Genomic DNA, 12649 nt, shown 5'->3' with positions numbered 1-12649 from the left:
TTAGTTTATATCTTTCAGAATTCTCACTGGTTTCTTAACCTCAACCACTTCCGTATCTTCGGTAATTTCATCTATGATGAATGCCGGGCGCTTCCTGCTCGCATCCAAGGTTCTCCAGAGATATTCGGCAATAATACCCAGAGAGATATTGGTGATCCCAAATCCTACCAATAGAATAGATAATAGTGCCGGCCATCCACTGGCGAGGTCATCATAAACCAGTTTTCGAACAATTATAATTGCCGTCCAGAGGATACCTACAATAAAGAAGATCAAACCAATGATAGACACAAGCCGAATAGGTGCAAATGAGAAGGCAACAAAAGAGTCAATAAGGAGTTTTATCTTTTTTGACAATGTCCATTTTGATTTCCCCCGTTTTCTTTCTCGCTTGTCGTAGGTAATGCTCGTTTGCTTGAATCCAAGGCTAAGGATCTGGATAAATACAGATGAGTTGTTTTCCAGGTTCTTATCCAGGCATTGCTTAACCTTTCTACTAAAGAGAACTATATCAAATCCTTTCTTTGGAAAATTAGGAACAGCATATTTCCGCATTAAACTGGCGTAGGCTCGAGAAAATAATTTTTCGGTACCTGTAGAGGCAGAAGAATTCCTGAAGGCCCAACAAATGTCTGTTCCATTTTTATAGACCTGATCAAACATTCTGCTTACCAGAGTAAGGGGGTCCTGAAGATCGGCATACATAAAAGTGATAAAATCTCCTTCAGCACGTAAAATCCCGGCTCTTAGCGCAGCATGTGACCCAAAATTTCTGGAAAATGATAGAATTTTATAGGAATAATTAAGATGTTTTGCATTTTTAAGGTGAAGGTAAGTTTCATCTGTAGATCCATCATTAACAAAGATGATCTCGGTACTAAACCTTTTCTCCTTCTTAAAATAAGAATTCAACTCCTTAACCAGGAATTCGATATTCTCCTCTTCGTTGAAAACCGGAATGATTACTGAAACCTTCATAATTACTGATTAATGTATTACCTGGTCTATCCTCAGATTTAAGTTCCTGGCAGGATTACCTACCATTTTCGAATTGGCTTGCACATCTTTTAGAATGTTGCTCCCCATTCCAATAAGTGATTTTTCACCAATGGAAAGCCCGTTTTTAATATTAGAACCACTACCTATGTAGCAATTTGAACCTACTGAAGTACTTCCTGCTATTACAACCTTGCTTCCAATGAGGGTATATGATCCAATTCTTGAATCATGATGGATTATAGAATTTGGTAGAATACAGACATGGTCTTCTATAATGGAATTACTAGTTAAAACAACTCCGGACATAATCAGGCAGTTCCTTCCCAAACTTACATTTCTGCCGATTGAAGCTGAAGGGTGTACCACAGTCACAAATCTTTCTTCATTAATTCTCAAAGACGATATAATCTCTTTTCTTCTTATAAAACTTTCCGGCCCTCCTGGAACCGCAAGGATTCTCAAATCAGGATTTTTTTGAAGGATACCCCTGGAGAAGATCTGGAATTCGTCAGACTTCTTATTAGAATCGTCATCTATAAATCCTATGAAATCGAATTTCCCAGGATCCAGACAATCAAGGGCCTCCAGTCCATTTCCGTTAAACGGAAAGATGACCAGTTTTTCTCTATTGGTTGCCATAAGCGTTTACAACATCAATAACGTACTCGACCATATCATCGGTCAACTCGGCATACATAGGTAGAGACAGGCAATGATCTGCCAGGAATTCAGAGTTTGGACAATCTCCTACCTTGTACCCCAATGCACTATAAGCCTTTTGTAGATGACAGGGAACGGGATAGTGCATCCCGGGAAATATGTTCCGGTCATTTAGATAATTCAAAAGTTCCTTTCTATTTTGGGTAGTCACCACAAATAAATGATAAACAGAATCTGCCCAGCCTGGCTGAGCCTGCATTTTGATCATTGGATTTACGATACCTTCTCTATATTTTCTTGCGATCTCTTTTCGGCGTTGATTCCAGGATGGTAAATATTCGATCTTTACGGCTAAGGAAGCTGCTTCTAGTCCCCCCATTCGCATGTTGTAGCCCAGTTCATCATGATAGTATCGTTTTTTACAACCATGATTCCTTAAACCTTTCAGCTTTTCATAATATTTTTCATGATTAGTGGTTACTCCTCCTGCTTCTCCACAAGCACCAAGATTTTTTCCCGGATAAAAGCTGAAACACGCCATTTCTCCAAATCCGCCTACGGGAACGCCGTTAAATTTGGCTCCCTGTGCCTGTGCAGCATCCTCAAGAAGGAAAAGTCCATATTTATCACAAATAGACTGAACCTCACTGATATCAAAAGGCTGCCCATACAAGTGAACCCCAATAATTGCTTTTGTTTTACTATTTATTTTCTCTTCAATTTTAGAGGCATCCAACTGCCAGGTATCTGAAGTACAGTCTACGAACACCGGAGTAGCACCACTATAGGATACTCCCCAGGCGGTAGCAATGAATGTATTTGCCGGAATTATCACCTCATCACCAGCACCAATACCAAGGGCAATGATCGCAAGCTGTAAGGCGGAAGTTCCATTATTAACACCTACGGCATATTTGGTATCACAAAATTCTGCGAAACGATCTTCAAATTTCTCAACGAAAGATCCGCCCGAAAATGCCGTATTTTCATAAACCTCTTCAAAGGCTTCAAAAACCTTATTTTTTATTTGCTGGTGCTGACCTTTTAAATCCAAAAAAGGTATATGCATATTTACAGTTGAATTGATCATCTCAAACTAGTTTTTTTTCTAAATACTTAATTACCCTGGCAGGATTACCTGCCACCACAGCATTTTCCGGAACGTCTTTGGTCACTACAGAACCGGCACCGATAATAGCGCCCTTGCCTATAGTGATTCCACAAAGAATAGTTGCGCTGGAACCTATAGATGCTCCTTCCTGTACATATGTTTTCTCACAATTCCAGTCGGCTTCTGTTTGGGGAGTGCCATCTTCATTAGTAGCACGTGGGAATTTGTCGTTTATAAAAGTTACGTTGTGCCCAATAAATACCCTGTCGGCAATTTCTACACCTTCACAAATGAAGGTATGACTGGATATTTTACAATTTCTGCCAATGCTTGCACCTTTCTGAATCTCGACGAACGTCCCGATTTTACTCCCGTCATTTATGCTGCAACCATAGGCATTCACAAAACTGAAGATCTTTACATCCTTCCCTATCCGGACATTATTGAGAACCCTATAATTCTCATCGCTTGAAATCGTTTCCATGACTAATAATATTTATACGTTAAAAGCAACTGGTGTTGATTGATTTTCAACAACAACCTCCCGGCCCTGGTTTTTGATTGAAATAGTAGAAGCTTCTAGAATTTTAACCACCTCCAGACCTAGATTACATGAAGATTCTGGTTTATTCCCAGTTTGTATGCAGGAAATAAAATCATTCGCCATATTCAGGAGAGCTTCTGTGGTGCTCACTTTAGGTACATGAATATCACCAGTTCTGTAATCTACCAGAACCTGTTGCCTCTCTTCATCGTTATAATAAGTATATCCGGTATCGTATACTTTTATCTTTTCTGTGTTTTCCAGATCATTGTAAAGTATCATCTTTTCATCTCCCCCAATAAGCATCATTCTAACTTTAACCGGACTGGTCCAGGAACAATTAAAATGAGCAATAAGTCCTGATGGAAAATTCACAGTGAGGTAAGCAATGTTTTCAATGCCGTTACAGGTGTGGGTGATACCGCGAGCATTTACACTGTAAGCTGTCTCATCTACCAGATAACTTAATATTGACAGGTCGTGCGGAGCAAGGTCCCACAGCACATTAATATCAGACTGGAAGAGCCCCAGATTGATCCTGGTAGAATCAACGTATTTTATATTCCCCAGTTCATTATTATTAATTAATTGCCTCATTTTCTGAACTGCACCAGTATAAAGGAAAGTATGATCTACCATTAATAATAATCCTTTCTGTTCGGCAATATTTATAAGGATCTCAGCCTCTTCCACGGAAGCGGTCATAGGTTTCTCAACCAGCACGTGTTTTCCTTGAAGTAAAGCTTTTTTAGCAAGTTCAAAATGAGCAGAAACCGGCGTCGCAATTACCACGGCATCGATATCGGGGTTTTTAATGATCTCCTCTGCAGATTTAACCGCGAGAATGGAAGGAAAAACTTTTTTCAATTGTTCCAATCTCCCCAGACGCGCATCTGCGACCATTTTTACGTAACACCCGTCTGCTGCAAAAAAATTACGTACGAGATTAGGACCCCAATATCCATATCCAATTATACCTACGTTTACCATGGTTGAAAAATTTTAATTGTTATTTAATTTAAATTCAGATCTAGACGAGTAATGCAGCCGGATGTTATTTGAAGAAAATCATCCTTTACCTAAATAATAAACAGAAGCCGTTGAAATTTTAAAGCTTAAATTATTCTTTCTGAGCTAGGTTCAGCTTATGGCTGAGCTCATCCTTCTTTTCTTTTTCTTGCAGAATTGTCCTGCCATAAAGAAGATATGAGACCTTAGTATCCCCTCCGTTTAGATACCAAAGAATTTTTTCTTTCGTTGGATTCTCGAAAACCCTCTTACTAGAGGCTATCTTTTCATCAGGATTCAAGACTCTACGATAAATTAATCCTGAATTTATTAATTGTTTCTCCAGTTCGTTGTTCATCTCACTTTCTTTAAAAATGGCATAATCCATCTTTGAAAGCAGATTTTCGAACTGAGCTTTCGGTTCGTACTTATTGTCGCTAATCCAGTTTCCCTCCTCGTCAAATTCATACTTTACGTAAGGGTTGTATAATTGCCAGTCCAGGGAACGCCCGGCGAAATAAAATTCATAATTAAAACCAAGAAAGACTTTAAATGGTCCCTCACCAATTGTAGAACTGGCTGATTCATAGATATTATTCAGAAATCCGTCAGACTTATTATCCATAGCCATCCCCGTTCTTAAAAAAAGTGAAATTCCTATTGACCATAGCACCAGAACCGACAGTCCAATATTTCCAAGCTTTACAAATCTAATTTTAATTGGTTCCCCTTTATTTTCAAGAAAAATTGTACCTGAAAGTGCAGTGAAATATGGAAGTAGATATAAAGCTCTGAATTCATAAACCAGAGAAGAAAAGATTAGAAAAATGCTTACTAAGGTTACGATTATTAATCCTTTATTCCTTTTAAAAACGATTGCTACAAGTGCTAGGAGGGGAAGAAAAACACTTAGGGTTTTTAAATGAATTTTAATTAGTTTGAACCAAACCTGAAGGTCGAAAAAAGAAAATAGACTTTTAAAAATACCCTCAGAAGAATTCACATTCCTGGAAACCATCGTAGACATATCCCCAAAGATTATCATTAGGTTCTCCCGAATGGGAATTAATAAAACTATGCCAGTAATTAAGCCGCCTAGACAAAAGTAGCCAAGTTTCAACCCTACTTTTTTCCAATTCTCACCAAAAGTTCTTTCGCCCTGTTCAGATTTGATTAGCTCCAGAATTATGAGCGGATACAAAAATACTGCTGAAGGCCAGGTCATCCCCGCAATTACAGCCAGTGAACCTGCCAGTATCAGATTTTTAACTGAGCCTGATCTTCTATTGGATGTTTCCCGTAATACCCAGCAAGCTGCTACACAAAGAGCGATCACCCAGCTATCCATCCTTCCTAGACGTTGAGACAGGACGAACAAAGGATCAAGGAGAATTGCCAGGCTCAATCCAAAAGCAGCATAAGCTGAAACTTTCATGGATTTCAACCATCCAAACATCATAGTTGCCGCAAACATCCCTCCCAGGAGAGCTGCGATCCGGGAACCTATTCCAGAGGCTCCACTAAGATGATAACTCAATTCCGCGATCATAGGCCCTAAGTAAGACCATAATAAAATTGGTTTTTCCTCTGCTAATCTCCAGGTTAAAGACCACTCACTTCCGGGGTTTAGGGTTAACCTGCCATAATCTGTAATCTGGACCTGGTCTTTATAAATATGTAACAGATCGTCTAAGGTTATTAACTGAATAGCAAATACTAAAACAAGTATAAGAATCCAGGTTATCCAGCCAAAACGAGGAATATTCTCTAAATTTTGAAAAAACCTAATCAAAATGCTGCTATCATTTTCCCGAATAATTACTTAATCAGCTTGCCTCGAATACAACTTATAGGGCCCATAAGGATGTTCAAAAATTGAAAACAAATTACGCAAACGATGTTCATTAGTTATTTGGCCATCAAAACCAGATACTGGCTCTTTATACAAAGTATACCATTCAGCTCTAGAAAAGCCTTTTTCGTCAAGAAGACTATCAAAATTCTCGGTGACTTCCCATTCCCTCAAAATCACATATTCCATTTTAGGCACAATGGGTTTTATGGACTCAGAAGTAAGCGGATCGCCAATTGCACCATAGCGTCGAAACATTTTCCATCCAAGGGTTCTCCCCGCTATATAAAATTCCGGAGCACTAATATAAACGTGGTGATCACCTGGGCCTATCATATTCACCGCGGCCTGAAAAACAAGATCTCTATCCCTTTCCTGGCTATTTTCGATCGCCAGAAACGAACGAATTACCAGAGACACAGCCACAACCCAAAATAACAATACAGCTCCGGAAAGATATTTTAAATTTGAAGTTCTAAGTTTAAGTATGGTGAGACCGGTATTAAAAGATCTTTCCTGGTACAATCCAGCCGTAAGGGCCACAAGATAGGGCAGTAAATATTGTATCCTGTGCAAATAAACAACGGTCAAATACATCATTAAGATAGCAGCAAGGCTACTTAAAATCAGAACAAGATCTCTCTTTAAAATTGCCGCGGTAATTGCCAGAATGAATAAAACAGGTGTATACTTTAATCCTCTAAGTAGTTCCAAAGCCGGGTCTAAACTTAAAATCTGACCTGACTGTTCACCCACATTCTGACCTCGAAAAACATTTACTAAAATTCCGTCAAGAATGTTCGTGAAATAAGCGTAAAACTTAGTGGCGATGGGAATTAAAAGTGCAACACTTACGATTACCACGGTAATTGAAAAAACCGATAAGGGTTTCAGAATTTTAACTTTGAAATTCTGATGAACATTCTGAGAAATCATTAAAAAATACAGCTCCCCAAGAATTAAGGGAAACAGAAAAGCTGCTGAAGGCCAGACAAATAATGCAAGTGAAAAACAAACTCCGGCCGCAATTATTTGCCCATTTACACTTTCCTTACCCAATCCAGACCTAAGTATACAGCAAGCAAGCAAGCAGAATCCAATCGCCCAGCCATCTAATCTTCCCAGGGTATAAGACTGGACAAAGACCGGATCCAGGAGAAATACTAAACTCAATATGGCGGCAAATAATAATTTTGTATTCCTGGACTTTAACCATAAAAGTATCATGGTAGAAGCAAATAAAGCACCTAATAAACCCAAGAGGCGTGGGCCAAACTCACCTAAGAGCTGGTAGGATAATTCAAAGATCACTGGGCCAATATAAAAGAACACGAAAGCAGGCTCATTTCTATCCATCATCCAGGTGATTGACCATCCAGTTTCGGGATGAAGGATAATCCGGCCAAGATCAACGATCATAAATTCATCTTCATCCAGATAGGGAGCTACATCCATTTCTGCAATGAAAATGGCCGAGATGATTATTAAAGTCAGACCCCAAAATTTCCAGAACTTTTTGTTAGTAATTCCAAAGCCTTCTAACATTCTTCGATTTTTCCGCAGATGAATTCTTCCAGAATTTCTCGATTTAAAGCAAGTGGGTGATTCATTCACTGTACAATTACTTCTGATCCCTGAGTATTAAACTCCTTTTTTTCAATTTCAGAAACCATTCTTTTTATTCCTTCCGTTAGTTTGACAGAATATGTCCAGCCAAGATCTTCCAATTTAGAGGTATCGGTGACTTTTCTCATAGTTCCGTCTTTTTTATCTGTGTTAAAGAATAATTCGCCTTCAAAACCAACAATTTCTTTGATAAGCCAGGCCAGCTCCTTAATAGAAACTTCAAGCCCGGAACCAATATTTATATGAGTATTCCTAATTTCCTTGGATTTAATGGAAGAAACTACATCTGAAAAATTAATTTTTTCCATCAAAAAAACGCAAGCATCGGCCATATCCTCACTCCATAAAAACTCCCTTAAGGGTTTTCCACTTCCCCAAATTTCAACTTTAACTCTTCCCTCATCTACCAGTATCCCATACTTCCGAAGATGTTCTAGAATCGCTTTTTCACTCTCTGAAGATTGCAGGTTCGGGAGAGGCTTTTGTGCTAAATGATTACGCAATCCATCCCAATCTTTATTTTCAATTAACTTACCTATAAACATCTTTCTTAAAAGAGCGGGGAGAACATGTGATTTTTCAAGGTCAAAATTATCTCCGGGACCATATAAATTGGTTGGCATTGCCGAGATAAAATTTGTTCCATACTGCAGATTATAGGCTTCACACATTTTCATTCCAGCAATTTTTGCAATTGCATAGGGCTCATTAGTGTACTCAAGACTTCCTGTAAGCATATATTCCTCTTTTATTGGTTGAGGACAATTTTTCGGGTAAATACAGGTACTGCCCAGGAACATTAATTTTTTAACGCCGCTTAGGTAACTTTGATGGATTACATTGGTTTGTATCATCAAATTCTCATATAGAAAATCTGCCCTGTACTTATTATTAGCAACGATTCCGCCAACCTTGGCAGCAGCAAGGAAAACAAATTCTGGTTTTTCTTTCTGAAAAAATTTTTCTACAGATTCACTCTCTCGAAGGTCCAGTTCGGTTTTGTCCCTGGTAATGAAATTCCGATATCCCTTATCCTTCAATCTTTTAATAATTGCTCTCCCCACCAGGCCTCTATGGCCGGCAATGTATATTTTAGAATTCTTAAGCATAATTGTAATTATTGGTCTTGTAGGATCCTTTCTAATTTATTTCTACTGATTTAACCTGCTTAGTCCTCTGTTCAATAATTTCTGCAGGTAACTTCTCTTTCACTATATATTTAGCGAGAGCAAAACTGCAAGTAAAGGCTGGCGAAACGGCATTTAGGACATGAAGAGACCTTTCGTCGCCTTCCATAATAAAGTCCATTTCTAATTTAAAGGTTCGTTTATTAAGCAGTTGAGCTCTGATCCCCGGTTGGGCCCATTGGTTAAAGTTTTCGATATCGCATTTCAAGACCAGTTTTTTAGCCAATCCTGAAAAATACTTTTTATTTGATTTTTTTATTTCACTCCAGGCAAGTGATCTAAAATTGAAGGAATTTCGAACAAACAGGATAAACTCGAAGTATATTATGTTCAGAAATTCATTTAAATTAAATTTACTTAATCCACCATAATTTTCTCTCCAGAATGCCGGCATAGCAGAAGGCCCAATTTTGACCTCATTATTTGAGGTGATGGTATAATGAATTCCCAGAAATGGATTCTTTAGATTAGGTACGGGATAAATATTCATTTTTACGGGCATATCATCCCCATTATATTTTAAATACCTCCCCTTGAATGGTATTATGGTGTAATAACGGGAAAAGCCAAAATCCCGGGCAATTAGATCTGCATATAAACCGGCAGTATTTATTATAAATCCTGCACTGAATATACCACGGGTAGTAAACACATTATCTTCAGAATTACCAGTATACCTGCAATCTAAAAAGAATCGAACTCCCTTTTCCTGAAGGACTTCTTTAATCTTCAAACAAACCTCGAGAGGATCTACCGTCGCTGTGGTTGGAGAATAGAGTGCTTTCCTGTATGTTTTTGCATTCGGCTCGATCTCATGAAGCTCTTCTTCGCTTATCAAGGCTAGATCCACTCCATTCTTTCTTCCCCTTCTTTCGAGTTCAAATAAAGACTGTAGTTCCTCTTCATCCTTTGCTACCACTACCTTCTTACAGTTATTGATATTTATTCCATTGGCTTTGCAAAATTCCTTCATAAGCCTGTTACCGTCCCTGGTAAATCGAGCTTTCAAAGAATCTGGAGTATAATAGAACCCGGCATGCAATACTCCACTATTCCTGCCACTTGCGTGCTTGCCTACCTCCGCTTCCTTTTCAATAATGGCAATACTGGCGGTGGGTAGTTCTTCCAGGATCTCATAGGCTATGGTCATACCCATAATCCCAGCTCCTATTATGAGATAATCACAGTTATAATCTGTTTTATTTCGCATCTATTCGTAATAATTATAGGTTTTGAAACCAACTTCATTCAGATATTTCTCCTTTCTCATTAGCTTAAGATCACTTTCCATCATTTCCTTTATTAGATCATGTAGATCAAATTCTGGTTGCCAACCTAATTTTTCACGAGCTTTCGATGAATCTCCAACTAATAGCTCTACTTCGGCAGGCCGGAAGTAACGGGGATCAATAGAAAGAATTTCCTTACCTATTTCAATTTGATAATCTGGGTTAGAGCAATATTTCACAAAAGCCTTTTCTTCGAGACCCCTACCTTGAAAATCAAGTTCTACTCCTATTTCACCAAACGACATTTTTACAAATTCTCTTACACTGGTAGATTTACCAGTTGCGATCACCCAGTCTTCCGGTTTTTCCGCTTGAAGTATCATCCACATCATTCTAACAAAGTCCCGGGCATGTCCCCAATCTCTTCTGGCATCAAGATTTCCAAGGTATATCTTATCCTGGAGTCCCAGGGCAATCCTGGAAACTGCGCGAGTGATTTTCCGGGTAACGAAAGTTTCACCCCTAATTGGTGATTCATGATTGAATAAGATTCCATTACAGGCGAACATACCGTATGCCTCCCGGTAATTAACTGTTATCCAGTACCCATACATTTTAGCGATGGCGTAAGGGCTTCGAGGATAAAAAGGAGTTTTCTCTGTTTGCGGGACTTCCAAAACCTTCCCATATAGTTCTGAAGTTGAAGCCTGGTAAACCCTGGTCTTTTTTTCCAGACCCAACAGTCTTACAGCATCCAGGATTCGCAGAACGCCCAATGCATCTGTATTTCCAGTATATTCGGGAATTTCGAAAGAAACTTTTACATGGCTCATTGCAGCCAGATTATAAATTTCATCAGGCTGGATTTGCTGAATCAGCCGAATTACCGAAGTACTATCAGTCATGTCACCATAATGAAGAATAAAATTTCTATTCTTAAGATGCGGATCTTGATAAATATGGTCTATTCTATCGGTATTGAATTGTGAAGACCTTCGCTTAAGGCCATGAACAATATACCCTTTTCCCAAAAGGAATTCGCTAAGATAGGCGCCATCCTGACCGGTAACTCCGGTAATTAGAGCAACTTTCATATCGCTTTGTTTTAATAAATAAATTGGGTAATTGTTCTCTGGTAGGGTGTAGAGAACTTTAGTATATCGTGAGGCTATTAGTATTGTTTAAACAATAATGCCCAACATCCAAAAAGTCTTTTGGACCTGAATTTTTAATCGGAAAAACCTTGTTTTATCAGATAAGAAACACATAAAACAGACTAACGGTTAGCCCTGTATAGATAACTCCTTAATTCTTACATTTATGGTGATTCCCATATCTCTTAATATAAGTCTGAGTCTTTTGGAACCTATTTCCTGGATAACACCTTCTTTGTCCTGAAAGGGACCAGATTTAATTTTCACTCTATCCCCTGGGGAAATACCGTTGACCTCAAAAGCATCATAATCGTCATTTTCCAGCCAGTCCTTAATAATATCTATTTCCTCATCCCTGGCAATTGCGGGTCTTCCCAGCCAGTATAGATAACGGATCACACCTGGAAAACCAAATACCTTGGCCCGGTTGCTTTCTTTTAAACGTATAAAAATATATGATTTAAACAGAGGGCTCTCCACCTTCTTCTTTCTGTCACTCCATTGTCTTACTTCCTTAACGGTAGGACAGTAAACTTCAAAATTGGCATTTGCTAAACTATTGGCTACCCTAATTTCAGATTTACGTTTAGTGTACAAAACATACCATCCCATACTAACATAATTTTTTGGTTAGAATTAGTTTTTCTAAAAGTCAGCTTTCAAAAAAATAGAATGAAAAGCAGCTTTCAGTACTTATAATCTTCGGGGGGAGGGTAAATTATATTCTTTTCTAAAAATGACTTCTGAAAAATTTATGGCTTCGCCACAAGAGTCACAAAACAGATCGCCCTTGAAAAAAGAATAAAGCAAAAAAGATTTGGGTAATTTATGTTAAATGTAGGGTTAATTAGTCTGCTAGGTTTTAAACTAATTTTAAGATAAATTTAAATATTTGATCCCATTTACCAAATATACAACTGTTAAAATTCTGAATATCAATCACCTAGAGGAATAGTAAATTAGATGAAATTCCAATTTTGTTTGAATTATCAATAAAAATCTTACTTATATTAAATCATTTAATAGGCTTATTGAACAAAATGAAAGAAAAAAATATGAATAATATAATTTAATAAATTTTAACATGTCTCTGGAATATAAACTGCTGAATCTTAAAGAGTTTAAAATATTTTATTAGAGAATTCTATACTACATCAGCAGATTCAAAGGTTTCATGGAGTTTGGAAATAGTTAAAAGTAAGAACAACTACCAATTCAATGAGTTATTAGAACAAAAAAAGCCCTTTTCCAAGGGCTTTTCTTATTCTATTCTCTATTC

General features: G+C 37.9%; 10 protein-coding genes and 2 pseudogenes. All 12 read right to left on the bottom strand.

Annotation, left to right across the window (positions count from 1 at the left end; genetic code table 11):
• The 12 genes and pseudogenes from ML462_RS06190 to nusG all read right to left on the bottom strand — a co-directional run bounded on the left by ML462_RS06190 (window position 1) and on the right by nusG (window position 11982).
• Window positions 1–978 carry a glycosyltransferase gene (locus tag ML462_RS06190; RefSeq protein ID WP_240712877.1) on the bottom strand — a complete coding sequence of 326 codons (978 nt, stop codon included), beginning with the start codon at window positions 976–978 and terminating at the stop codon, window positions 1–3.
• A 9-nt stretch (window positions 979–987) separates the two neighbouring features.
• Window positions 988–1638: an acetyltransferase gene (locus ML462_RS06185; protein WP_240712876.1), complete on the bottom strand. Its 651-nt coding sequence runs from the start codon at window positions 1636–1638 to the stop codon at window positions 988–990.
• Window positions 1625–2749 (bottom strand): DegT/DnrJ/EryC1/StrS family aminotransferase, encoded by a 1125-nt coding sequence (locus ML462_RS06180; protein WP_240712875.1) that lies wholly within the window; start codon window positions 2747–2749, stop codon window positions 1625–1627. The genes ML462_RS06185 and ML462_RS06180 overlap by 14 nt, the downstream gene beginning before the upstream one ends.
• A 25-nt stretch (window positions 2750–2774) precedes the next feature.
• Window positions 2775–3005, bottom strand: a pseudogene (locus ML462_RS16170) (DapH/DapD/GlmU-related protein); the annotation flags it as partial.
• Window positions 3006–3017: 12 nt separating this feature from the next.
• A pseudogene (locus tag ML462_RS16165) lies at window positions 3018–3254 on the bottom strand (LbetaH domain-containing protein); the annotation flags it as partial.
• A 12-nt stretch (window positions 3255–3266) separates the two neighbouring features.
• Window positions 3267–4304 carry a Gfo/Idh/MocA family protein gene (locus tag ML462_RS06165; RefSeq protein WP_240712874.1) on the bottom strand — a complete coding sequence of 346 codons (1038 nt, stop codon included), beginning with the start codon at window positions 4302–4304 and terminating at the stop codon, window positions 3267–3269.
• A gap of 130 nt (window positions 4305–4434) precedes the next feature.
• Window positions 4435–6114 carry a hypothetical protein gene (locus tag ML462_RS06160; protein WP_240712873.1) on the bottom strand — a complete coding sequence of 560 codons (1680 nt, stop codon included), beginning with the start codon at window positions 6112–6114 and terminating at the stop codon, window positions 4435–4437.
• 30 nt (window positions 6115–6144) lie between these two features.
• Window positions 6145–7719 carry a hypothetical protein gene (locus ML462_RS06155; protein WP_240712872.1) on the bottom strand — a complete coding sequence of 525 codons (1575 nt, stop codon included), beginning with the start codon at window positions 7717–7719 and terminating at the stop codon, window positions 6145–6147.
• Window positions 7720–7784: 65 nt separating this feature from the next.
• Window positions 7785–8909, bottom strand: coding sequence for a GDP-L-fucose synthase family protein (locus tag ML462_RS06150; RefSeq protein ID WP_240712871.1), 1125 nt, complete (start codon window positions 8907–8909; stop codon window positions 7785–7787).
• A gap of 31 nt (window positions 8910–8940) precedes the next feature.
• Window positions 8941–10197, bottom strand: coding sequence for an L-2-hydroxyglutarate oxidase (gene lhgO / locus ML462_RS06145; protein ID WP_240712870.1), 1257 nt, complete (start codon window positions 10195–10197; stop codon window positions 8941–8943).
• Window positions 10198–11310 carry a GDP-mannose 4,6-dehydratase gene (gene gmd, locus ML462_RS06140; protein WP_240712869.1) on the bottom strand — a complete coding sequence of 371 codons (1113 nt, stop codon included), beginning with the start codon at window positions 11308–11310 and terminating at the stop codon, window positions 10198–10200.
• Between the two features lie 189 nt (window positions 11311–11499).
• On the bottom strand, window positions 11500–11982 hold the full coding sequence (nusG, locus tag ML462_RS06135) for a transcription termination/antitermination protein NusG (RefSeq protein WP_240712868.1): 483 nt from the start codon (window positions 11980–11982) through the stop codon (window positions 11500–11502).
• Window positions 11983–12649: the final 667 nt, after the last annotated feature.

The sequence above is a fragment of the Christiangramia lutea genome, from assembly GCF_022489035.1.
Taxonomy (GTDB): Bacteria; Bacteroidota; Bacteroidia; order Flavobacteriales; family Flavobacteriaceae; genus Christiangramia; species Christiangramia lutea.
Note: the sequence above shows the minus strand (reverse complement) of the source record. Positions and strands in the feature narration are given on the sequence as shown.

What these genes read in the sequence shown, in the direction of transcription:
- ML462_RS06190 (WP_240712877.1), bottom strand. Translation starts at nt 978, where the DNA reads ATGAAGGTTTCAGTAATCATTCCGGTTTTCAACGAAGAGGAGAATATC.
- ML462_RS06185 (WP_240712876.1), bottom strand. Translation starts at nt 1,638, where the DNA reads ATGGCAACCAATAGAGAAAAACTGGTCATCTTTCCGTTTAACGGAAAT.
- ML462_RS06180 (WP_240712875.1), bottom strand. Translation starts at nt 2,749, where the DNA reads ATGATCAATTCAACTGTAAATATGCATATACCTTTTTTGGATTTAAAA.
- ML462_RS06165 (WP_240712874.1), bottom strand. Translation starts at nt 4,304, where the DNA reads ATGGTAAACGTAGGTATAATTGGATATGGATATTGGGGTCCTAATCTC.
- ML462_RS06155 (WP_240712872.1), bottom strand. Translation starts at nt 7,719, where the DNA reads ATGTTAGAAGGCTTTGGAATTACTAACAAAAAGTTCTGGAAATTTTGG.
- ML462_RS06150 (WP_240712871.1), bottom strand. Translation starts at nt 8,909, where the DNA reads ATGCTTAAGAATTCTAAAATATACATTGCCGGCCATAGAGGCCTGGTG.
- lhgO (WP_240712870.1), bottom strand. Translation starts at nt 10,197, where the DNA reads ATGCGAAATAAAACAGATTATAACTGTGATTATCTCATAATAGGAGCT.
- gmd (WP_240712869.1), bottom strand. Translation starts at nt 11,310, where the DNA reads ATGAAAGTTGCTCTAATTACCGGAGTTACCGGTCAGGATGGCGCCTAT.
- nusG (WP_240712868.1), bottom strand. Translation starts at nt 11,982, where the DNA reads ATGGGATGGTATGTTTTGTACACTAAACGTAAATCTGAAATTAGGGTA.